Here is a 23,145-nt window from a genome sequence, read left to right as displayed (position 1 = left end):
GCAGGGTTCTTGCCTGGAGACGGTGATCAGGCTGTCCCCAGACCACAGGACGGCGCCATGGAGTACCTTTTGGAAGCTTCCTTTGGCAATATGGCACGCTCCGATATCAGGGCGCTCCTAATGGATCATACCGGTCAGTCTGAAACGGCCGGCATTCACTATCCGTTCCACTTCGTCAACGAGCCGCATAAGCGGGTGATTTTCCGCACTGACCCAACACGATTAGATTTTGCCCAGATGGCCCAGTTCGCAGTTCGGGCGGGAACACATCCGGTGGACATGTATCACGCTCGGGCACGGACCAAGGTCATGGGATTTGAGCGTGGCTTGTCAACCTCGGGCCGCAAAAGCCTGTGGTACTACAAGCAGTACTACAATCCTGTCATGGTCATGAAGCTGGTGGATATCCTGAGGTTTGCCCATAACTACACCGACCTCATGGTAAAAGAACACAAGAGCCCAGCTATGAAGCTCGGTATTGCGAAAGGCTTTGTGTATGATCGGGATCTCTTCAGTTTTTGAACTCGGTAAGCAAAAAACCCGCCGTTCTTTTTTGCGTTACGCTAAGGCTGCTCTGCGGTACAAAGCTGCCTTTGACCCCGCATTTGACGAAAGCGCCTAAATCGCGTTTCTGAATGTTTCTGTCAATCGCTCGTTAAGCATGTGATGCGGTTTAGCACTTTTGCCATAGTGAAGCTCAGCCAATGCCGCGATGTCATTAAACAGAATGACGGACCCATCGTTGCCATCCGAGATAACAAGCAATTTTTGACAGAAGGCATCTAACCCGATGGCCGGAAAATCTGCCATCGCTACGCCTCCAGGTGCGGGGCCACCAAACAAAAGCAGCACGGCTTCTTCGATTTCGACACCAAGCTCTGCGGCTTCCAAAGCGAAATTGATTTCGCCGAACCAAACTGTGTCACTCTGTGATTTTATGGTCTTGGTCAAACTCGCAACCGCATCTGCTACGTTCAGCTTCGACTGAAACTCAATAATTCCAAAGTTCAAACTTAGGTCGGCGGCAGGAGCAGATTGAGCGGGTAATTCATCCAAAATTCTTGCTTGAAGATCCGCAAAGGCCCCCAAAGCGTTTGTATCTTCTAACCCATGTCGCGCCTTCAGAAATTCAGCATCGGTAAAGGAGACTTGTGCTTCCCCGCCTGCATCGTACGAGAGTACTCGGAAAGGTAAGTCCAAACCTGCCCGAACATTTTCTGAGAGTATCGCAGAGTTTACCGCCGGGTCCGAGTAAATCAGCACTCGGGAGGCGGGCATCTCCACGCCTTCAGCCAGTGCGAGACGAGAATGATCAATTGAGGCTATTGCAGGCAAACCGGCTGCTTCGACCGTCTCCGCCACAAGCGCAAAATTTGAATCGACCTCTTGCTGCACGGTTTGAGTCAGAGCAGCTTCAGCATTCACCACAAAAATGAATAGGGCAGAGAAAACTGTTGAGATTGATCGTCTAAGCATGGCCTCACCTCATTCTGCGTCCGATTTTCCAAAAAGCAAGAGAGCTGCCATGACACCAAATGCAAGTTCGGCCAAAAGGTAGAGCACCAGAACAGTATTGGGCATGCCGTCTACAAGAATGCTCAAAATGCGGCCCGCCGCTAACCCAACCATGAACAGGAACAGAACCCACAGCGCCGCATATTGCAGTTCTGGTTTATTGGCTGCGATGAGCCAAAACGCTGCATTTGCAAGGTAAAGGCCCATTATCGCGCGAAAAACGTGTGTTTGATTAGTACCTTCGACAGGAAAGCCAAGCAGGTATGAAATAGACGCGCTGGGTACGACGCCGTAGGACAAAGCAATTGGAACAAGCCCAAAAGCAGCAAGCAGAAGCAGTAGTCTGGCGGTCATCTTAATTCCTCACAAAAGAAATGGCTTCACCAATCGGCCCGAGTGCATTGAAACTTGGCAAATGGACCACCCGACCCTCAAGGTCGGATGTCCATTGGCATATTGAAGTGAGCGAAACTGGTTGCACAGGTGCCTTTACTGGGAGAGGCCGCCCTCGGTCGAAGTCTGTTCTTCGACATGTTCTTGATTTGAGACAGAAGCGCCACGCGATGGATAGGCCTCAAACGTCGCAAGATGTTCTCGTACCAAGTTGAACGCCGGGCCGAAGGCCCACATTTTTTGCCCCATCCAGCGAACATACATGCCGCTTTCATGAGCCGCCTTCTCATAAGGATCGCGACGCAGGTTGATCAGCAGTGGGGCAGTACGCTCTTCCTTAGCGCCAGCCCATCCGTGGTTTTGCACAACGAAATGCGCTTTCCAGTCCCTATACCGAACTGCTTGCAGATCTGTGCCCTCATAGTAGATGATTTCGTCACGGTTACTCTCATCCGTTTCGCCACTAAGGTAAGGAAGTTGGTTGTAACCATCCAAGTGCACATTGAAGCCTTGGTAACCTTCCAGCAACTCGGCCGGAAGATCATCTGGCCCACCAGCTGCTGCAACAATCGTAGGCATCCAATCCATGCCACTGAAAATTCCGTTCAAAACTTGGCCCTCAGGAATTTTTCCAGGCCAACGAATGATTGCCGGAACTCTGAAACCGCCTTCCCAGGTGGTTCCTTTTTCTCCATAAAAAGGCGTCGTTCCACCATCCGGCCAAGTTATGGTTTCAGGCCCGTTATCAGCGGTGAAGACTACGATGGTGTTGTCTGATACGCCAAGCTCATCAAGATGGTTGAGTACCTTGCCGACATTGTTATCTAACTCTTTCATAACGACATCTTGCAAACCGCGCCCGTCGCCTAACATCGCCTCATATTCTGGGCTGAGATGGGTCCACACATGAGCTCTGGCTGGGGCCATCCACACAAAGAACGGTGTATCCGCTTCGACTGCTCTTGAGATGAAGTCCTTGGTGTGAGCTGTTACTTCGTCATCAAGCGTTTTCTGACGTTCAGGCGGAGCCGGACCATCATCGACAATGCGCTGTTTGCCAACTTTACCAAACCGTGGGTCCACGGTTTCGTCGTCTACGTCTGTCGCAAACGAATGTATGATGTTGCGCGGCCCGTATTGCGCGTCGAATTCCGGGTCATCTGGCCAATCTGGGTCATCGCGGTACTCCATCGCGTTTAGGTGATACAGCCACCCCCAATACTCATCAAAGCCTTTGACGGTTGGGAGGAACTTGTTCAGGTCGCCCAGATGGTTTTTTCCAAACTGGCCCGTGGTATAACCCAGTTCTTTCAAGAACATTGGCAAGGTTGGGTCTTCAGGGTGCAGACCGATGGGACCGCCAGGAAGCCCGACCGTATGCATCCCGGTTCGGATCGGCATTTGGCCGGTAATGAATGCCGATCTACCGGCCGTACAACTCGGCTCGGCGTAATAGTCGGTCAATCTTGCACCGTCGGCTGCCAACTGATCCAAGTTTGGGGTCTCGATGCTCTTTACTCCACCGTGATACGCACCAAGGCTGGCCCAGCCAACATCGTCCGCCATGATGACGAGAATGTTGGGGCGTTCATTGGTATCGGCGAAAGTTGCACTGGCCGTTAGGCCAATTGCAGCAATAAAGGTATACGCAAATTTCATATGGCAGTCCGTTCAGAAAAGTAGTCTATCTCCGGAAATGACCGTAGGCCTTCTGAAATCTGAGTGTCAAATTTTTTTGTCCACCTATGCTAACGCGTTCAAAATACCCGAAAGTATAGGTGCAATGCGCTAGATAAAGCGCAACTAAAAAAGTCTATCTTTGGTTGGTTGCGGTCTTTTGCTGCACCAAAATCGAACATCCGGAAATTGGCGCCAGTTTTCGAACGTCTCAACCTGAGTACATATGGAAGGAGGCTGAACTCTCAGCCTCCTTCAACATTTACCTATAGGGCCTTGGCCAGAGGCGCCCTTTTTCGATTTGCTTCGATAGGTCGGTCAGTGAACCGTCTCAACCTTGTGGAAGTCCAGATCACGATCTTCAGGCATTGAATCGATACTCATCACCTCCTGGCGTTTGGTGATCAGGATATAGACGACGCAGGCCAGATACAGGCCAACCACGACGGCTCCGATCCATTGAATCTGCAGCCACTGGCTCTGGAACAGCAGGGTCAGGGCAAACAACAGCGCGACGTTGCCAGCCACATAGATCGCCTTGCCAAACCGTTCCACGGTCAGGTTCAGGTTGTCGGTGTACAGTCGGATCAGCGAGTCCAGCGAGTTGATCACGAACGTCACACCCACGATCACCATCGCAATGTTGGTGATGCCTGCGGTACTGATGCCGTTCAGATGGTAATAGTAGAGAACGGTGAACCAGATCCCCAGCGGTATGGACGGAAAGATCAGCAGCGCGGCAAGCAACTGCCACGTGGTCAGACCACCCACGAAGCGCGACGTAAACTGGCCGATCATGATCGACCATGCAAACCACCAGAACAGGTAGAATGCGTGATAGTCGGTCAGCGGCAGGACAAATTTGTGCAGGTTGGCGAAATAGGCCCCGATATCGCTGCCGGTTTCCACGAAACCGGTCACGCCCATGCCTGCAGCTGCCCACATGCCCAGAATCAGTGCAAGGAACAGAAAAGTAGAACCGACCGACAGGATACGAACATACTTCAGATCGGTCGAAGAATAAGCCGCCGCCAGAATGACGACAAACACGATGATGTAGAAGGTAGTAACGACGGATTCGCCGTCTCCGACCTCGGGCAGATAGCCGGGCAGGTAGATCAGGAAAAGGCTGGCTGTGAAAGCACAGGTGCCGATGATGACCGCGTTGTTAATCAGCTTGACCAGCGGGATCTCAAAGAACCTCACACGGGGTTCGATCACGCAGAAGTAGAAGGCCGTCAGAAAATAAAAGGCCCAGATCAGAAAGCCCCAGAATCCGAACTCGATCGCCAACGGGTTTGCGAAGGCGTAAGCAGGCTCGTCGGCATATCCACCGAATTCGGTCAGCGGGAACATGATCAGGCCGACATCTAGACCGGATGTGAACAGGATCGCGATGAACGTGAACAGATGTACCGGTGTCACGCCAACGCAGCGCAGGTTCCACCATTTCACGACGAAGAAAGCGACCAGGCCCAATGCCAGCAGGACGCCGAAAGATAGAATGTACTCCAGAAGCACCGACAAACCTCCCTTGATATGTCAGGTCCTGCCGCCGATATCTTTAATTGGCCAGTCAATCAATATAAACATGTGCAAGACTTTTCTTGCATCACGCATGTGTCTTTTTTGACGCGCACTGCTTGCGACCGATCCCAAAATCAGGGACAGTCCGCGCGACGTGACAGGGGGTCTCCATGGATCTGCGCGCCATAGCCATGGGGCTGACATTTGCCCTGATCTGGTCATCTGCCTTTACCTCGGCGCGGATCATCGTGGCGGATGCCTCACCTCTGTTTTCGCTGGCACTGCGGTTTCTGATCTCCGGTGTTCTGGGGGTCATGATTGCCCGCGCGATGGGGCAAAGTTGGAACCTGACCCGAAATCAATGGCGTGCCACGATCCTGTTCGGAATCTGCCAAAATGCCCTGTATTTGGGCCTGAACTTCTACGCGATGCAAACGGTCGAGGCTTCGGTCGCGGCCATTATCGCTTCCACTATGCCCTTGTTGGTGGCACTGGCAGGTTGGCTGATGTTCGGGGATAAGCTGCGCCCGCTTGGTGTATTGGGTCTGTTCGCCGGTTTCGCCGGAGTCGCCCTTATCATGAGCAGCCGGATCAGCGCGGGCGTCGATATGTTCGGGGTCGCACTATGCGGTGCGGGGGCGCTTGCTTTGACTTTTGCCACGCTTGCGGTTCGCGGTGCGACGTCTGGCGGTAACTTCATGATGGTCGTCGGATTGCAGATGCTGGTAGGCTCAGCCGCGCTGTTCCTGGCCGCTCCGATCTTTGAGACCATCTACATTCACCCGACACTTCCGCTGGCTCTGGCGTTCATCTACACAACCCTTTTCCCCGGATTGCTGGCCACATTGATCTGGTTCCTGCTATTGGATCGGATCGGAGCCATTCGGGCCGCCACTTTCCACTTTTTGAATCCTGTATTCGGGGTCACGATCGCAGCGATCCTGCTGGGCGAAAAGTTGGGCGGGATGGACGCGGTCGGCGTTGCCGTCACGACCCTTGGCATTCTTGCGGTTCAGATTTCACGACAGGGCGCTCAGGGCAGCAAGGCTTCGATCTGAGACAACAATTTACGGGAATCGGGTTTAACGTTCGACCCATAGGTCGCAACCACTTCTCCTTCAGAATCGATCAGGATCTTGTTGAAATTCCATTTGGGCGTGAAACCGGTCCGGGCGGCAACGGCTTTGTAGAACGGATGGGCGTCTGCGCCTTTGACCGGAGTGATGTCCGTCATCGGCAGGGTCAGCCCATAGTTCATCTCACAAAACTGTTTAACCTCATCTGCCGATTCCAGCTCCTGATTGAATGAATCCGACGACACCGCAAGAACGACCAGCCCTTCGCCGGAATAGGTCTCATGCACCTTTTGCAGAGCCGCGTATTGTCCCGTGAATCCACAATGCGACGCGGTGTTGACCACTAGCACAGGTTGGCCGCGCCAGTCTTCGATGGCCAATGTGCCTCCGTCGATCGAGTCGAACTCACCGGTCAGAGGCGCCGCCTGAACGGCGCGGCCCAGTAAGATCAGGGCAGTCAAAAGCAGCAATCTCATCATGTCTTGTCCTCCCTTTTAGATTGATACGCATGTCTTTGTTGTTCAGATCACTTGCACGACTGCGAGAGCGGTTTGTAATATCGCTTTGCTTTCCACTCCGCAGCCCCCAGATAATGGCGCAAACAATATAATTCAGCCGGAGGATCCATGACTCGCTATACCAAAGACCCCACGGCCATTGCTGCGCTTTCACCCGAAGAGTTTCACGTCACTCAACGCAGTGGTACAGAACGTCCGGGCACCGGGAAATACCTGAACAACAAAGAACCGGGTATCTATGTGGATATCGTATCAGGTGAACCGCTGTTTGCCTCGACCCATAAATACGAATCCGGGTGCGGTTGGCCCAGTTTCACCAAGCCGATCATCCACGAACACGTCGAAGAGTTCCGCGATGCCACGCATGGCATGATCCGGACCGAGGTTCGTTCGAAACACGGCGACAGCCATCTGGGGCATGTCTTCCCGGATGGTCCGCGTGAACATGGCGGGCTACGTTACTGCATAAACTCCGCCTCGCTAAGGTTCATTCATCGGGACGAGATGGAAGCCGAAGGTTATGGCGAATACCTGAATCAAGTGGAGGATATCTGATGACCCAACAACGCGCTGTACTGGCCGGGGGCTGCTTCTGGGGTATGCAGGATCTGATCCGCAAACTGCCGGGCGTGTCGCGTACCCGTGTCGGTTACACTGGGGGCGACGTGCCCAACGCGACCTATCGCAACCATGGCACCCACGCCGAGGGGATCGAGATCTGGTTCGATCCGTCTCAGATCAGCTATCGCGACCTGCTGGAGTTCTTCTTCCAGATCCATGACCCGACTACGGTCAACCGTCAGGGCAACGATATCGGCATGAGCTATCGATCTGCGATCTACTACGTGGATGACACGCAGAAACAGGCGGCCTTGGACACTATCGCCGACGTGAATGCCAGCGGCTTGTGGCCCGGAAAAGTAGTGACCGAAGTCGAGCCTGTCGGAGACTTCTGGGAAGCCGAGCCAGAGCATCAGGATTATCTGGAGCGGATCCCGAACGGCTATACCTGCCACTTCCCACGACAAGATTGGGTTCTGCCCAAGCGCGCAAGCGCAGCAGAATAAAGCACCACCTGCCCGGCCCCTCTGAATCTTTCAGGGGGGCTAGTCTGCGGCCACCCGCGGACGTCCGCTTGCCTCGACCGTGATCATGGCTTCGACAAAGACATCCTTTGCCTCGACCCGTGCAGTTTTGATGTCACGATCCACGATCACGCGAATGTCTTCTGCGCCGGCTTCTCGCACTGCGCCCTCCGCTTCGGACATCAAAACCTTTTCCAACAAGGCCAAAGCGTCCTCTGACGCAGTAAAATCCTGCGGACCATCCTGCAGATGCACGCGATACCGCCCTTCCGCCGGGGATGTGACCGTGCCCGAGCGGCGCAATGTCAGCCGCCCCACGACAGCACCAATCGCATTTGCCACGCCTGCATGTTCCGGCAGGATCATCCGGCAATGCAACCGCTCACCCACGGCAGGGTAGTAACTGGGGGCCGACGCCCCAAGGCCCACCACATCCACATTCAAAGCAGCGCTCAACGACAGCAACCCACGGTGTTGTGCCAACCCACGCTGTGTCAGAACATGACGCGCCAAATCATGCGGCAGCACACCAAATCCATCTTTTTCTTCATCAAAAGCAGTCTCTAACAAAGCCAGACTGGTCTGTTTGGTCAATTGATCGACAATCATCTGCGCAAGGGCCTCGGGCGAGTGTGCAAGCATATCCCCTGACCCAACCCGTTTACGTGCCATAAGCTGCAGTGCCTTACGGGCCGCCTCGACGTCCCAGGCGCTGACCCGCCCCAGCAAATGACTGGCATCCGACGGTGTCACGCCCGAGACCTGAACGATCCCGCGATCCACCAGCCGCGTCAGCGCTCCGTTCTCCATCCGGGACCGAAGTAGCGCACTTAAGGGCAGAACCTGATCGCCCAGCCTCTCCAACAAGATCTCTTCCCGTGCACCGACTCCGTCGGTGTCGATGCCGGTCACGCGGCGGGCAAAGCGTGTATCATGCTCGCCCACGGTCGTGGCCCGCAATTGTTCATCCAGCACAGAATTCACAACGTCTGGTGCTTCTGATGCGATCAGTGATACGGGCAACACCCGACGCGGGCCGAGGAACACACCGCCCCGTAGCCCTTCGGCCACAACATGCACCTGGCTGTCACCGCCCAGACCATGGGTACGCATCGCCACGGCTTCAACCATGGTGCGAAACCCACCCACCTGCGCCCCGGCCGGATCAATCGCGGGCTTTCCATCCCGGATAAGTGCAACATCGGTCGTGGTTCCCCCAATATCCGAGACCAGCGCATTGTCCGCTCCGGTAAGCCATCGCGCCCCGACAATAGAAGCCGCCGGACCGCTGAGGATTGTCTCTATCGGCCGTTCCCGCGCCTGTTCCGCGCTCATTAATGCACCATCGCCGCGCACCACCATCATCGGCGCAGAAATCCCCAAAGCACGCAGCTGATCCTGTGCACGCCCGATCAGGCGGTCGATCATCCCGATCAGCCGCGCATTCAGAACGGCCGTCACGGCGCGTTTCGGACCATTGAGCTTGGCGGACAAATGATGCGAACAGGTCACCGGCGCCCCGGTTCTTTCCGAGATTATGCGCGCCGCTTCCAACTCATGCGCCGGGTTGCGGGTGGCGAACTGAGCAGCAACCGCAAAGCCGGAAACCCCCTTATGAGAGTCTAAAAAGGCCTCAAGCGCTGCGGTATCCAAGGCCGCAGCCTGCCCCCCGGAATGGGTATGCCCACCCGCAATCACCAGGACCGGATCACCCTTCAGCGCCTCTTTCAGCCCGTGTTTTTCAAGATCGCTGTCCTTGAACCCGATATAGATCAACGCGACACGACCGCCCTGCCCCTCGACCAGAGCATTCGTGGCCAGCGTCGTCGATAATGACGCCATCGAGATCTGATCCGGCGTGACCTGCGCCTCTGCCAGTACAGACGAGATCGCCCTGCCCACACCAATCGCCAGATCCGCCCGGGTGGTCAGAGACTTGGCCGAGGCAATGACCTCTTGCTCATCTCTGATCAACACCGCGTCGGTATAGGTCCCGCCCGTATCTACCCCCAAAGACAACGTCATCGGGTCCTCCTCACTGTTCGCTGGGGATGGGTGTAGCGGTTATGCACGACACGTCCAGCCTGTTTGCGGCAATTATGACAGTTGTTCCACCGCCCAGCGCGCCGCGTCGGCCACCGTCTCGTCGGGGTCTTCGACCAGATTCTGGGCCACTGTTTTCAATTTCGGCTGTCCCGAGTTTCCTATGGCATACAGAACGTTGCGCACGAACCGGTCCCGCCCGATGCGCTTGATCGGTGAGCCAGAAAACTGCGCACGAAAGGCTGCGTCGTCAAGCGCCGCCAGTTCTTGCAAGCCGGGCGCTTTCAGATCGTCCCGGGCGGCATAGCGCATATCGCTCGCGGCGACGGCAAATTTGTTCCAGGGACAGGCGGCCAAGCAATCGTCGCAGCCGTAAATCCGATTGCCCAACTTATTGCGCAGCTCTTGGTCCACCGGACCTTTGTGTTCAATTGTCAGGTATGAAATGCACCGCCGTGCATCCAACTGATACGGCGCCGGAAACGCATCGGTCGGGCAACTGTCCAGACAGGCGCGGCACGACCCGCAGTGGTCTATCTCTGATTTGTCCGCCGCCAGGTCCAGTGTGGAGAAAACAGACCCTATAAAAGCCCAATTTCCCCATTCGCGGCTTACAAGATTGGTATGTTTGCCCTGCCACCCCAATCCGGCTGCGTGCCCCAAAGCCTTCTCGGGAACCGGTGCGGTATCGACAAACACTTTTACTTCCCCCCCGGCTTCGGCAATCAGCCATCGCGCCAACCGTTTCAGCCGTTTCTTGACCAGATCATGATAGTCCTTGTTCTGCGCATAGACCGAAATTGCACCGCGATCCGGATGATTCAGGATCTCTGTCGGGTCATGTTCCGGCGTATAGCTTTCGGCCAACATGACAACTGACTGCGCCTCGGGCCAAAGGGCGGCAGGATCGCCACGCCATTGTGTGCGCTCGGCCATCCATCCCATTTGCCCGTGGTAACCGGCATCCAAATATGCCCGCAAGCGTTTCGGCACCAGTGGAACATCCCATGGCCGGCACACACGACAGGCAACAAACCCCTCTGCCAAGGCTTGTTGCACCAGCTTTTCCTTAAGATCCGATCCGCTCTTCATCTGGCCAAAAATATCCTCGGGGGGAATCGCGCCCACGGCGCGATGGGGGGCAGACAGCCCCCCTTGCGCACCCTATCAGAAATCCAGATCAGCGTAATGGGGCGGCGGTCGGAACCCAGGCACCTGATCCGCCAGAATTGACCGAAACGCAGGACGAGACTTGATCTTTGCGTACCAGTCCTTGACCACCTGGCTGCGATTCCAGTCCACGTCCGAGATGTAGTCCAGCGAAGACAGATGCGCCGCGGCCGCGAAATCAGCCAGTGTCATCTGATCCCCCGCAAGCCAGCGGCGATGATCCAGCAGCCATGCCATGTAATCCAGATGGTATTTGATCGCCCTGGCGCCCTGTTTGATATGCTTGCTGTCCGGATACCCCTGTCCCGTCACCTTTTTGTTCACCCGCTCATACAACAGTTTCGATGTCACCTCGTGGTGAAACTTGTCGTCGAACCACCCGACAAGGCGCCGCACTTCAAATCTGGCTTCGGGGTTTTTCGGCATCAAAGCTGGCTCAGGGCGGGTTTCTTCGATGTATTCGCAGATCGCCGCGCTTTCCGACATGATGTGCCCGTCCAGACGCAACACGGGTACTTTTCCCGCCGGATTGCGGCGCAGGAAATCAGGATCCTGCTCCCAGTATCGCTCTTCTACCAGCTCAACCTCGATCTTCTTCTCCGCCAGCGACAGACGGACCTTGCGACAATACGGAGAGAGGGGAACGTGAAACAGACGCGCCATGGACTTCCAATCGAACCAGTGAATACCCGACAGATTTACCCTTGGCAGATAGCGGGTTTCAATCCTCGAAACAATCTGCGCGACCATCTGCGCGGATGGTGGCCGCCCCATCGAGAATTGAAGCCGCTCTTCTGCGGGTTCTGGCAGTTGGATCCGTGACAGACCTGTTGCGTGGTGACGGCAGGATTGCAGCAATCCGTGCCGCCTGAACCGAGGTCAGCTTTGACGCGCTGGTGTTGAAATAGCGTTGCGCAGCAGCTTCGACCCCAAACACGCCGTTCCCGGTTTCGGCCACATTCAGATACACTTCAAGAATACGCTGCTTGCTCCAGAATATTTCAACCACCGGCGTGATCGAGGTTTCCAAAGCCTTGCGCACCCAACTGCGGCCCTGCCAGAGGAACACATTCTTCACAACTTGTTGCGTGATGGTCGACGCACCGCGACTTCCGCCATCCTCAAGTGCATCGCGAATGGCTTCAACGTCAAAGCCCCAATGCAGACAGAAATTTGCGTCCTCAGCCGCTACAACTGATCTTGCCATGATCGGAGCCATGTCCTCGATCGGCACCCATTCGCGTTCAACCTTTCCCAGCCGGCGCCATTCCGACCAGATGGTATGCGTCACGGGCGGGTTCACGACCGAATAAATCAGGACCAGAGCAACCACGAGACACACAACTGCCATGGTCACGCGCGCTACCCAGCGGCGAACCTGCCGCGCCACCGGTACTTTCTTTCTGGATGCCTTACTTTTTTTCCCGCCAGATTTGCGGGCTGCTTTCTTAGCCATGCCTCAGCTATACGACGCAGGGTTCCGGTTTGAAACGGCCTAAATCGCGAAAGCACGCGCCTCACGCGGATGAATGATCGGGCGAGCGGTTTTCAGCGACATCGGATCAAGACCTGCCAACTCGGGAAACAAGTGCAGCACCTCGCTTTGAGTCTCGCGATCCGAGGCTGACAGCGCGTGCCCGGGATAATAGCTTTCGCTTTTCGCTCCGTTGGCGATGACGATCTCATGTTGCTTGAACAAGAGGTGGAAATATTCGACCTCACCGCCTTCAACACGTGTCACCGTGTCATCGTTGACCAGTGTATGTGCCGGAACCAGCGCTTCGGAAAGACCGAACAAATAAGACGCCTGCCAGTCTTCGACCAGCATCCGATGCTGCGGTGAAACCAGCAAGGGGTGATCCAGACCGAAAACACCGGCTTCGAACCGGATTGGGGCCAGTTTGCCTTCGGCTGCGACGGTTGTAGACCCGACCCAGATCAATGGTTGAGGTCCGTGATCCACCGTAAGGACCAGATCACCAGCCTTCAAATCCTCAACCGCCCGCTTACCTTCCGGCGTGGCGATCATGGTCCCGGCCGTAAAACAAGGAGGACCCAGATTTCCGACATTCAGAGGACCTTGCGTGTTGACAAAAGTGGTCGAAACCAGCGTTCCAGGCTGAAGCACCTGATTGTCTGTAGGGGTGAAAACCCGCGATCCATCGGCCAGGTAAAAAGTGATTCCTGTATAGGTCACGTTCCCAACGCCTGACACGTTGATCGTAACAGTATCCCCCGGCCAGGAATTTGTTACGTCTTGTCCATTGACCGTATCGCCACTGGGCACGTCAATAAGATTGTCATCATTCGCATCAGTCAGGTTGAAACTGCTGACAGTGACAGCTGTTCCTCCTGGTGGCGGGCTTGCGGGATCAAAGGTGAAAAACTGATCGCGATATGTCGTTGGCATCCTGTCGCCCCTACTCTGTCACCATTTGAAACCGAAACAGGTCATGGCTATCACTACAAGGTGAAAAAAGCATGGCGAAATTCGGGAGAGCGGGCAAGAATCGTGTCGAAACCGCGCAGACAACCAAGGCCCCACGTGGTGCAAATGGCACGCGAGGCCTGTTAGTGATGGGATTCCGGCTTACTCCGCCGGAACTGCCGCAGCTTCTTCGCTCAGCGGGTGGCTCAGCTTGTTCAGCATCTCTTTGGGGCAAACCTGCAGGAAGTTACCTTTTTCCACGTCCCAATGCTGTAGGATATCTGCGGCCTTCCGGCTGTTGGTCTCCTCGGCGTGGCGCATGATCATGGATTTCAATTGCTCCACCCAATGGTCGACGGCAACCGGACAGGTCACAAGCGTTTCCTTGTTCATCAACGCTTCGGCTTTGCCTTCGGGATCATACAGATAAGCCATGCCACCGGTCATGCCGGCACCGAAGTTGGCACCGATATCACCCAGGATCACGGCCACACCGCCGGTCATGTACTCACACCCGTTCGATCCGCACCCTTCGACCACGACTTTGGCGCCCGAGTTGCGCACAGCAAATCGCTCGCCCGCGCGGCCAGCTGCGAACAGATGGCCATCAGTTGCGCCGTACAGCACCGTGTTGCCGATGATCGTGTTTGCATCCGCCTTCAGCGGACTGACCTGCGGCGGGCGCACGACGATCGTACCGCCAGACAGACCCTTGCCAACATAATCGTTGGCATCTCCCGACACTTCCAGCTTCAGGCCCGGGGCCGCAAAGGCACCCAGAGACTGACCGGCCGAGCCTTGCAGTTTCACGTGCAGGTGGTCATCCTGGAACGTGTTCCGCATGCCAAAATTCTGCACAATATGGCTGGAAACGCGGGTCCCAACGGTCCGGTGCGTGTTCTGCACCGCATAGGACAGCTGCATTTTCTCGCCGTCCTTCAGGAATCGGGCCGCATCGCGCACGATCTCGGCGTCCAGCGTATCAGGCACGGCATTCCGGTCCCTGTCACGATTGTACACGATATTATGGGCACCATCGACTGTGATCAGCAAAGGGTTGAGGTCCAGATCGTCCAAATGTGCCGAACCCCTGCTGACCTGCGCCAGCAGATCGGCCCGACCGATGATTTCATCCACGGAACGCGCGCCAAGGCTGGCCAGCAGCTCACGCACTTCCTGAGCGTAGAAGGTGATCAGGTTGACGACCTTGTCCGCATTGCCGGTGAACTTCGCGCGCAAGGATTCGTCTTGCGTGCAGACCCCAACCGGGCAGGTGTTCGACTGACACTGGCGCACCATGATGCAGCCCATGGCGATCAGGGCGGCGGTGCCGATACCGTATTCCTCGGCCCCCATCATCGCGGCCATGACGATGTCTCGACCGGTGCGCAAACCGCCATCGGTCCGCAGGGTCACCCGGTCGCGCAGGTTGTTCATCGCCAGAACCTGATGCGCCTCGGTCAGGCCCATCTCCCACGGCAGACCGGCATATTTGATGCTGGTCGCGGGCGATGCCCCGGTGCCGCCATTGTGGCCCGAGATCAGGATGATGTCGGCCTTGGCCTTGGCCACGCCGGCGGCGATCGTGCCGACGCCTGACGACGCCACCAGCTTCACCGTCACCTTGGCGCGCGGGTTGATCTGCTTGAGGTCATAGATCAGCTGCGCCAGATCCTCGATCGAGTAAATGTCGTGATGCGGCGGCGGCGAAATCAGCGTCACGCCCTTGGTCGAATGCCGCAGACGCGCGATCAGGTCGGTAACTTTCATGCCGGGCAGCTGGCCGCCCTCGCCGGGCTTGGCGCCCTGAGCCACTTTGATTTCCAGCTCTTCGCATTGGTTGAGGTACTCGGCGGTCACGCCGAACCGACCCGAGGCCACCTGCTTGATCTTGGCCGATGGGTTGTCGCCATTGGGTTCAGGCACGAAGTGTGCGGGATCTTCCCCACCTTCACCCGAGTCAGATTTTGCGCCGATCCGGTTCATCGCCACGTTCAGCGTCTTGTGCGCCTCGGGCGACAGCGCGCCCAGCGACATGCCCGGCGTGACGAACCGCTTGCGGATCGAGGTGATCGATTCGACCTCTTCAATCGGTACCGGCTTGCCCAACGGTTTGAAGTCCATCAGGTCGCGCAGATGGATCGGCGGGTTTGATTGCATCTTGGCCGAATACTGCTTCCACAGCTCATAGGACGCCTTGTTGCAGGCCATCTGCAGCATGTGCATCGAGGTCGCTTGCCAGGCGTGGGTCTCGCCCGTCACGCGGGCCTTGTAAAACCCACCGATGGGCAGCACGTCCAGACCACTGTTCCAGCCTTTGGTATGGATTTCTTCGGCCTTGGCCTGAATGCCGGTGACGCCGATTCCGGAAATCCGGCTGGTCATGCCCGGGAAATACTCGGCCACCATGGCGCGGCTCAGGCCCACCGCCTCGAAGTTCAGGCCACCGCGATAAGACGAGATCACCGAAATTCCCATCTTGGCCATGATTTTCAGCAGGCCCTGGTCGATGGCCTCGCGATAGCGCGCAACGTTTTCTGTCAGCGTGCCATCCAGCAGCCCGCGGTCAATGCGATCTGCCAGTGAATCCTCTGCCAGATAAGCGTTCACAACAGTCGCACCGCAACCGATGAGTACGGCGAAGTAATGCGGATCCACACATTCCGCCGACCGCACGTTCAATGAACAGAAAGTACGCAATCCCTGACGGGTCAGATGCGAGTGCACGGCGCTTGTTGCCAGGATCATCGGCATCGCGACCCGACCTTCGCCCGAGCGCATGTCGGTCAACACAAGATGCCCTCCACCAGACCGCACTGCTTCTTCCGCTTCGGCTCTAACACGGGCCAAAGCGTTGCTCAAAGCGCCTCGACCGGGTTCAAAACTACAATCAATCTCAGCCAGAGGAGCATCAAAGTTCTCGACCAGCTTGTCCCATTGCGCGTTGCCGACAAAGGGGCTTTCCAAAACTACGATCTCGGTTTGGCTGCTGTCTTCATCCAGAACGTTCTTGAGGTTGGCAAACCGCGTTTTCAGCGACATCACACGGTATTCACGCAGGCTGTCGATCGGCGGGTTCGTGACCTGGCTGAAGTTTTGCCGGAAGAAATGGCTTAGCGGGCGGTATTGCTTGGACAAAACCGCCGATGGCGTGTCATCACCCATGGATGCCAGCGCCTCTTTGCCATCTTCAGCCATGGGCGCGAGAATCTGCTCCAGTTCCTCGACCGAATAGCCTGCCGCGATCTGACGCTTGCGCAGTTCTTCGCCCGAGAATATCGGCTTTTCGGTCACACCTGCCAACGCTTCGTCCAGATCGTTGATCTTGCCGACCCACTCGCCAAAGGGCAGTGCGCGAGCCAGCTTGTTCTTGATCTGGGTGTCACGGTAGAGCTTGCCCTTTTTCATGTCGACAGCCAGCATCTGACCGGGGCCAAGCGCGCCTTTTTCGGTCACTGTGGCCTCGTCAATCGGCACCATGCCTGCTTCCGAACCCGCAATGACCAGACCATCGCCAGTCACAACGTAACGCATCGGGCGCAGACCGTTCCGGTCCAGACCGGCACAGACCCAGCGGCCATCGGTCATGGCCAGTGCAGCCGGGCCATCCCAGGGCTCCATCACCGAGTTGCAATAGGAATACATATCGCGCCACGCCTGCGGCAACTCAACCGCCTGCTTGGACCAGCTTTCCGGAACCAGCATGGTTTTCGCCATCGGGGCCGAGCGGCCCGCGCGCACCAGAACCTCAAAAACCGAGTCTAATGCTGCCGAATCCGACGATCCTCCGGCGATGATTGGCTTGATATCCTCGGCATAGTCGCCAAAGGTGCCACTGGCCATGCGGATTTCATGACTCTTCATCCAGTTGATGTTGCCCCTGAGCGTGTTGATCTCACCATTATGAGCCAACATGCGGAAAGGCTGGGCCAACCACCATTGCGGGAAGGTGTTGGTGGAGTAGCGCTGGTGATAAATGGCGAAGGCGGATTCAAAGCGTTCGTCCATCAGATCCGGATAAAAGACGGCAACCTGCTCGGCCAGCATCATGCCCTTGTAGATGATCGAACGGCAGGACAACGACGCCAGATACAGCCCGGAAATACCGGCGGCCGATGCGGCCTTTTCAATGCGACGACGAATGACATAGAGTTCGCGCTCGAAGGTTTCTTCATCCACACCTTTGGAGTTCGAGATCAGGATCTGCTCGATCTCGGGCCGGGTGGCGTTGGCTTTTTCACCCAGACAGGTGACATCGACCGGCACATGGCGCCAGCCGTAGATGTAATAGCCCATGCGCAGAACTTCGGTTTCCACGATGGTCCGGCACCGTTCCTGTGCGCCAAAGTCGGTGCGCGGCAGGAAAACCTGACCAACCGCGATCAGCTCATCCAACCTGGGCTCGTGGCCTGTGCGGCGAATCTGATCATAGAAGAAAGACACCGGGATCTGAACGTGAATGCCTGCGCCATCACCGGTTTTACCGTCGGCATCAACTGCGCCGCGATGCCAGATCGCCTTTAGCGCGTTGATACCGGCGTCCACAACCTTGCGCGAGGCTTTCCCATCCACGGACACAACAAGACCCACGCCACAGGAAGAATGCTCTTCTTCGTCGGAATAGAGACCATTTTCGGCCATCCATTTGCGCTTGGCTTCTTCGGCCCGCACCCAATCGGCATCATATTTGGTCATTGGCTGTCTCCTTCGTCAGAGGGGGCGTACATAGCTTCGACCTCGGCTTTGGTCATCTGCCGGCGTTCGCCTGCGAACGCGTAGCCCTCGGGCTTTTTGTCGATGTAAAGTTCAAGTTTCAGCGGGTTGCCTGCGGCGTTATCAAACAGACCTGCCGCTATTTGCGTCTGGCCGTGCATCTCGCCCGGAAGAGTGATCCGATACCAAAGCGCCGAACCACAATCGGCGCAAAAGGCGCGTTCGGCCCAGTCGGACGAGGTAAAGGTTTTGACGGGTCCAAGCGCGGCGTAGCCTTCTTCGGCCTGAAACGTCACCAGCATGGAACTGGTCCAGCGGCGGCACTGGTCGCAATGGCACGCCCCAAGCGCATCCCGCGCTGGAGTTGCCGTCACCGTGACCGCGCCACACATGCATTGGCCTTGCAATTCAGGCATTTCAAACCCTCCTGATCGCTGGGATTATTCAGCTGCAACGGCAGATTTTGCATTGAAGCGGTCGATGATCGCATCAGCGCAGTCACGGCCGTCCCGGATCGCCCAGACCACCAGCGAGGCACCACGCACGATGTCACCGATTGCATAGACTCCATCCATCTCGGTCTCACCGGTTTGGAACGCAGCCCTGATCGTCCCCCAGCGGGTGACCGGCAGGTCGGGTTGTCCGAACAGCGTGGGCAGGTCTTCAGGCTCGAAGCCGAGCGCCTTGATAACAAGATCAGCGTCTTCGACATAGTCCGCGCCTTCGATGACTTCGGGGGCCTGACGACCTGACGCGTCTGGCTGTCCCAGGCGCATCTTTTGCACGATCACACCCGAAACAGTGTCTTCACCCGTGAACCCTTTGGGTGCGCTGAGCCATTCGAAGATCACGCCTTCTTCTTCAGCGTTCTGCGTTTCACGCTGTGAACCCGGCATGTTGGCCCGGTTCCGGCGATACAGGCATTTGACAGAAGTCGCGCCCTGACGGATCGAAGTGCGAACACAATCCATCGCGGTGTCTCCACCGCCAATCACGACAACCTTCTTGCCGTCCGCATTCAAGCGACCGTTGTCAAAATCTTCAACCTCGTCGCCAAAGCTTTTTCGGTTCGAGGCCGTCAGGAAGTCGATTGCCTTCTCAATCCCGGCCAGTCCGTTGCCCGGCATGGCCAAGTCTCGCGACTTGTAGACGCCAGTCGCAATGATAACGGCATCATGCTTGGCCCGGATTTCTTGGAACTTTGCCACGTCCACGTTGCAGTTCAGAACAAACTCAACCCCACCATCAGCAAGCAGGTCATTGCGGCGCTGAACAACATCCTTTTCCAGTTTGAAACCCGGAATGCCATACATCAGCAGACCACCGGCACGGTCATAACGATCGTATACCGTGACTTGGATTCCCGCCTGGCGCAGCATGTCCGCGGCGGCCAACCCTCCGGGGCCTCCACCAATGATACCCACGCTTTCAGTACGTTCAGTCGATGGAGCGACCGGTTTGACCCAGCCTTTTTCCCACGCGGTATCCGTGATGTATTTCTCGATCGTACCAATCGTAACTGTTCCATGGCCCGACTGTTCAATCACGCAGTTGCCCTCACAAAGACGATCCTGCGGGCAGATGCGGCCGCAGATCTCGGGGAAGGTATTGGTGGCCTGACTGGTATGGTAGGCTTCTTCCAGACGTCCGGTCGCAGTCAGGCGCAACCAGTCGGGGATATTGTTGTGCAACGGACAATGCGACTGGCAGTACGGAACACCGCATTGGCTGCACCGACTCGCCTGCTCGGCCGCTTTTTCAGCGGCGAACTCGGTATAGATCTCGTCAAAGTCGTCCTTGCGGTCATTGGCACCACGCTTTTCCGGCATGACGCGGTCGATCTGTACAAATTTCAGCATCGGTTGCTTGGCCACGGGTCAGACTCCATGAATTGGCTTGGTCCCGCTTCTTTAAGGGAAGAGCATCTGGATGAAAAGTCATATAAGCTGACCTATTTTAAGAAAATACCGTCCGCCTCTTAAAAAAACAAAAGATAATCAGAAAATTTAGATCCGAATCGGACCTATATGCGTGCTTTCTTTTTCTGTACCGCCCTTATACCCATAAACCGCATAAAACACGTGGCAGCAGCACGGCAGGGCAGATGAGTTTGTTTCACCTGATTCTCGTAGCAATCATTCAGGGAATCACTGAGTTTTTGCCCATATCCTCATCTGGTCACCTGATCCTGCTGCCCAACCTGTCGGGGTTGCAGGACCAGGGTCAAGCCATTGATGTCGCGGTGCATGTGGGAACCCTGGGTGCCGTGGTGCTGTATTTCTGGTCGGATGTGAAACAGGCCGTTGCCGGATTTCCGCGCGCCCTGACCGGACGGACTGATACACCTCAGTCCCGCCTTGCTCTGGGCCTGATCATTGCAACTGTTCCCACCGTGATCGCGGGCCTCATTCTGCACGTGACGGGGATGAGCGCGGCCATGCGCTCGATCACAGTAATCGGATGGACAATGCTGGGTTTCGGTCTGTTGCTGTATTGGGTGGACCAGAAAGCCCCCGAAACCAAAGAAACCGCCGAATGGGGAATACGTGACGCGTTCATCATGGGCCTGTGGCAGGTTCTTGCGCTGATCCCCGGCACGTCGCGATCCGGGATTACCATCACAGGTGCGCGTCAATTGGGATACACCCGTGAAGACGGTGCGCGTATTGCCATGCTGATGTCGATCCCGACGATTCTGGCGTCAGGCACTCTGCTGGCATTGGATGTTGTGCGCGAGGCCGATATGCAACTGGCCCGGGATGGGGCAATTGCGGCGCTGTTTGCATTTCTTTCGGCCCTTCTGGCACTCAGCCTGATGATGCGGCTTTTGCGCAGTGTCAGCTTCACACCCTACGTTATCTACCGCGTCATTCTTGGCGTAATACTTTTGATCATGGCCTACAGCTGATCAGATACGCAGGTTTTTAGCCGAGTTCTGAATGTCGTCATACTGACCCGAGGGGCGAAATTTCCACAGATATTCCGGCAGAACCGATTCCAGCGTGGTCGGTTCAATCCCAATATCTGCAAATGACTTGGCACAGTCGGATACCACATTGTCATGGCGCAGGTTCTTGAGCTGATCGCGGGTCAAGATGTTGTTGGGGAACAGCTGGAAACTGACAAACTTAACCATATCCAGTACATTCGCCATAATCCGGGCAGCAAAGAACGGCAGACCAATTATGACGCGGCGACGGTGAATCACTTCAAGCATTTGCTGCATCAGGGCGCGGAAGGTTTTCACCTCGGGGCCGCCAAGTTCGTAAATACCCGGCTCTGCCTGTCCCAGAACACCTTTGACGGCAGCCTGCGCCACATCGTCTACAAAAACCGGCTGGAACTTGGTTTCGGCCCCGACCAAAGGCAGGAACGGTCCCATGCGGGTCATCCCGGCGAAGCGGTTGAAGAACTGGTCTTCCGTGCCAAAAATCACCGAAGGGCGCAGGATCACGGCGTCTGGCATATGCTTCAAAACGCCCGCTTCACCATGTGCTTTGGTCCGAGAATACGCGCTGGCTGAATTCACATCTGCACCGATGGCCGAGATATGAACCATCCGCTTGATGCCCTGCTCGGCCGCCAAACGCGCGATGCGTTCAGCTCCTTCGGCCTGTACGGTATCAAAACCGTTCTTGCCATGTTCGTTCAGTACGCCCACGCAGTTCACAACCGCATCGGCGCTCTGCATCGCCAGCGCCACCGAGGCATCATCCCGGATATTGCACAGCACCGGCTCGACCTGACCCACGGCACCGTAGGGTTTCACGAACATGGCCTCGTTCGGACGTCGCACCGCCACCCGGACACGCCAACCCTCACTCGCCATGCGCCGCGCGATGTAGCGACCGACAAATCCCGATCCGCCATAAATCGTCACCAGTTTTGACATGAGAGGGCTCCTGCTGAGAAATTGCGCCCTAGAACTAACGCCTGCAGGCCAGTCAAACAAGGCGCTAATTCGCCGCGACGGCCGTGAAAATCATGGGCCGAAAACACCGGCCGGGAACCGAATTCAAAAAACTTCAAAAAATCTCACCGAATCTGGTTGACGCCTCCCACCACTAGGCTTAAACGCCCCTCCACGACACCTGCCCAGGTGGCGGAATTGGTAGACGCGCTAGCTTCAGGTGCTAGTGTCCGTATGGACGTGGAGGTTCGAGTCCTCTCCTGGGCACCAAATCCCCCGTTAATATGCTGTAAACACGATGCTTATTTGCAGGCGGTTCGTGTATCCCCTGATTTATCCCCTGTTTTTTCTCTGATAGAATGCGGTCTGATTGTCAGGTTCTCGGCACCCGCCCTCGGGCTGAGGGTGAACGCCCTTTCTCTCACCGACAACCGGCAAAAAGTGGCAGAAAGTCCGTTTTATTTCCTGCCTGTAGGAAAGAACTGCTCATGCCGGAATCGACATTACCAGTTACCAGTGAGTGCGGCCAAAGCAACGCAAACTACCGCGACAGCCACCACAATGAAGATTGCCGCGCTCCTGTCTTCTTCATGAACATACACATGGCTAACTGCCTTTCGGAAGGTTCAAGCCAAAGAAAACCGTAATGCTCGTCTCAACCATGGTGATTGCGAACTGCGCCTGGACGAAGAAAGGGGTGGCTCCAGACTGAAGAAAGAAGCGATACGGTCTCTGTTTCACAATGAGTTTGTAGAGAAGGACAGAGACCTGCCGAAGCCTCCTTTGTAACTTGCCAAGGCAAAAGCCCTCTCTGGTGATGCAGCTTGGCTACAGGTCAAGTTCCAAGTGTCCTCGGGAAACACAGGGTAAGATGTTAGGCGCTTTACTTGAGCGGGTTCGTGCTCCTGGCACAGCGATTTTCTGCGCCCAAATCTGCACTCGATTTGCGAGCGACCTAAATTGCTCTATGTCGAGCCAAACTGGGAGTAGCAAACAAAATGAAACTCAGCGGATTGGAAATCTTTTGCATACTGCTTGCCAGCTCAGTAGCAGCGGCGGGGTTTGTAGGAGCGGCAAGCGTATTGATTTC

General features: G+C 56.2%; 19 protein-coding genes and 1 tRNA gene. 6 read left to right on the top strand and 14 right to left on the bottom strand.

What is annotated here, in order from left to right:
- A partial coding sequence (locus AC2FJB_RS20150) for a hypothetical protein (protein ID WP_496818953.1) occupies positions 1-522 on the top strand: 522 nt, incomplete at its 5' end.
- A gap of 96 nt (positions 523-618) precedes the next feature.
- Here the strand turns inward: AC2FJB_RS20150 and AC2FJB_RS20145 are convergent.
- The 4 genes from AC2FJB_RS20145 to AC2FJB_RS20130 all read right to left on the bottom strand — a co-directional run bounded on the left by AC2FJB_RS20145 (position 619) and on the right by AC2FJB_RS20130 (position 5,100).
- Positions 619-1,476 (bottom strand): DUF302 domain-containing protein, encoded by an 858-nt coding sequence (locus AC2FJB_RS20145; protein ID WP_496720793.1) that lies wholly within the window; start codon positions 1,474-1,476, stop codon positions 619-621.
- 9 nt (positions 1,477-1,485) lie between these two features.
- Positions 1,486-1,869: a DUF4345 domain-containing protein gene (locus AC2FJB_RS20140; protein ID WP_496720795.1), complete on the bottom strand. Its 384-nt coding sequence runs from the start codon at positions 1,867-1,869 to the stop codon at positions 1,486-1,488.
- Positions 1,870-2,004: 135 nt separating this feature from the next.
- A complete protein-coding gene (locus AC2FJB_RS20135; RefSeq protein ID WP_496720797.1) occupies positions 2,005-3,567 on the bottom strand; it encodes an arylsulfatase in 1,563 nt (520 codons plus the stop codon).
- Between the two features lie 336 nt (positions 3,568-3,903).
- Positions 3,904-5,100: a BCCT family transporter gene (locus AC2FJB_RS20130; RefSeq protein WP_496720831.1), complete on the bottom strand. Its 1,197-nt coding sequence runs from the start codon at positions 5,098-5,100 to the stop codon at positions 3,904-3,906.
- Between the two features lie 182 nt (positions 5,101-5,282).
- Here AC2FJB_RS20130 and AC2FJB_RS20125 point away from each other — a divergent pair, with 182 nt between their 5' ends.
- Positions 5,283-6,170: a DMT family transporter gene (locus AC2FJB_RS20125; RefSeq protein ID WP_496720799.1), complete on the top strand. Its 888-nt coding sequence runs from the start codon at positions 5,283-5,285 to the stop codon at positions 6,168-6,170.
- On the opposite strand, the gene AC2FJB_RS20120 is transcribed toward AC2FJB_RS20125, so the two are convergent.
- The gene (locus AC2FJB_RS20120; RefSeq protein ID WP_496720801.1) at positions 6,146-6,667 is read right to left on the bottom strand and encodes a glutathione peroxidase; all 522 of its coding nucleotides are present in this window, start codon (positions 6,665-6,667) and stop codon (positions 6,146-6,148) included. The genes AC2FJB_RS20125 and AC2FJB_RS20120 overlap by 25 nt on opposite strands.
- A 147-nt stretch (positions 6,668-6,814) precedes the next feature.
- On the opposite strand from AC2FJB_RS20120, the gene msrB reads away from it, so the two are divergent.
- Both msrB and msrA read left to right on the top strand, forming a co-directional pair.
- Positions 6,815-7,261 carry a peptide-methionine (R)-S-oxide reductase MsrB gene (gene msrB / locus AC2FJB_RS20115; RefSeq protein ID WP_496720803.1) on the top strand — a complete coding sequence of 149 codons (447 nt, stop codon included), beginning with the start codon at positions 6,815-6,817 and terminating at the stop codon, positions 7,259-7,261.
- Entirely contained in the window at positions 7,261-7,773 is a 513-nt protein-coding gene (gene msrA, locus AC2FJB_RS20110) for a peptide-methionine (S)-S-oxide reductase MsrA (protein ID WP_496720805.1), read from the top strand. Before msrB ends, msrA begins: the two co-directional genes overlap by 1 nt.
- Positions 7,774-7,812: 39 nt before the next feature.
- On the opposite strand, the gene AC2FJB_RS20105 is transcribed toward msrA, so the two are convergent.
- The 8 genes from AC2FJB_RS20105 to AC2FJB_RS20070 all read right to left on the bottom strand — a co-directional run bounded on the left by AC2FJB_RS20105 (position 7,813) and on the right by AC2FJB_RS20070 (position 20,019).
- Positions 7,813-9,816: a hydantoinase/oxoprolinase N-terminal domain-containing protein gene (locus tag AC2FJB_RS20105; protein ID WP_496720807.1), complete on the bottom strand. Its 2,004-nt coding sequence runs from the start codon at positions 9,814-9,816 to the stop codon at positions 7,813-7,815.
- A 72-nt stretch (positions 9,817-9,888) separates the two neighbouring features.
- Complete coding sequence (gene queG, locus AC2FJB_RS20100) at positions 9,889-10,926, bottom strand: tRNA epoxyqueuosine(34) reductase QueG (RefSeq protein ID WP_496720833.1); 1,038 nt, start codon at positions 10,924-10,926, stop codon at positions 9,889-9,891.
- A gap of 75 nt (positions 10,927-11,001) precedes the next feature.
- On the bottom strand, positions 11,002-11,667 hold the full coding sequence (gene fzlA, locus AC2FJB_RS20095) for an FtsZ-binding protein FzlA (RefSeq protein ID WP_117872914.1): 666 nt from the start codon (positions 11,665-11,667) through the stop codon (positions 11,002-11,004).
- A gap of 58 nt (positions 11,668-11,725) precedes the next feature.
- Positions 11,726-12,460 carry a monofunctional biosynthetic peptidoglycan transglycosylase gene (gene mtgA, locus AC2FJB_RS20090; protein WP_496720809.1) on the bottom strand — a complete coding sequence of 245 codons (735 nt, stop codon included), beginning with the start codon at positions 12,458-12,460 and terminating at the stop codon, positions 11,726-11,728.
- 39 nt (positions 12,461-12,499) lie between these two features.
- Positions 12,500-13,414 carry a Hint domain-containing protein gene (locus tag AC2FJB_RS20085; RefSeq protein ID WP_496720811.1) on the bottom strand — a complete coding sequence of 305 codons (915 nt, stop codon included), beginning with the start codon at positions 13,412-13,414 and terminating at the stop codon, positions 12,500-12,502.
- A gap of 180 nt (positions 13,415-13,594) precedes the next feature.
- Positions 13,595-18,127, bottom strand: coding sequence for a glutamate synthase large subunit (gltB, locus tag AC2FJB_RS20080; RefSeq protein ID WP_496720813.1), 4,533 nt, complete (start codon positions 18,125-18,127; stop codon positions 13,595-13,597).
- Entirely contained in the window at positions 18,124-18,561 is a 438-nt protein-coding gene (locus AC2FJB_RS20075) for a GFA family protein (RefSeq protein WP_496720815.1), read from the bottom strand. Before AC2FJB_RS20075 ends, gltB begins: the two co-directional genes overlap by 4 nt.
- Positions 18,562-18,585: 24 nt before the next feature.
- Positions 18,586-20,019 (bottom strand): NAD(P)-dependent oxidoreductase, encoded by a 1,434-nt coding sequence (locus tag AC2FJB_RS20070; RefSeq protein WP_496720817.1) that lies wholly within the window; start codon positions 20,017-20,019, stop codon positions 18,586-18,588.
- Between the two features lie 230 nt (positions 20,020-20,249).
- Here AC2FJB_RS20070 and AC2FJB_RS20065 point away from each other — a divergent pair, with 230 nt between their 5' ends.
- The gene (locus tag AC2FJB_RS20065) at positions 20,250-21,053 is read left to right on the top strand and encodes an undecaprenyl-diphosphate phosphatase (protein WP_117871152.1); all 804 of its coding nucleotides are present in this window, start codon (positions 20,250-20,252) and stop codon (positions 21,051-21,053) included.
- On the opposite strand, the gene AC2FJB_RS20060 is transcribed toward AC2FJB_RS20065, so the two are convergent.
- The gene (locus AC2FJB_RS20060) at positions 21,054-22,037 is read right to left on the bottom strand and encodes a complex I NDUFA9 subunit family protein (protein ID WP_496720819.1); all 984 of its coding nucleotides are present in this window, start codon (positions 22,035-22,037) and stop codon (positions 21,054-21,056) included. It lies immediately after the preceding gene.
- A 201-nt stretch (positions 22,038-22,238) separates the two neighbouring features.
- Here AC2FJB_RS20060 and AC2FJB_RS20055 point away from each other — a divergent pair.
- Positions 22,239-22,325, top strand: a tRNA-Leu gene (locus tag AC2FJB_RS20055).
- Positions 22,326-23,145 lie beyond the last annotated feature (820 nt).

The sequence above is a fragment of the Ruegeria sp. CDSC085 genome (assembly GCF_059610465.1).
Note: the sequence above shows the minus strand (reverse complement) of the source record. Positions and strands in the feature narration are given on the sequence as shown.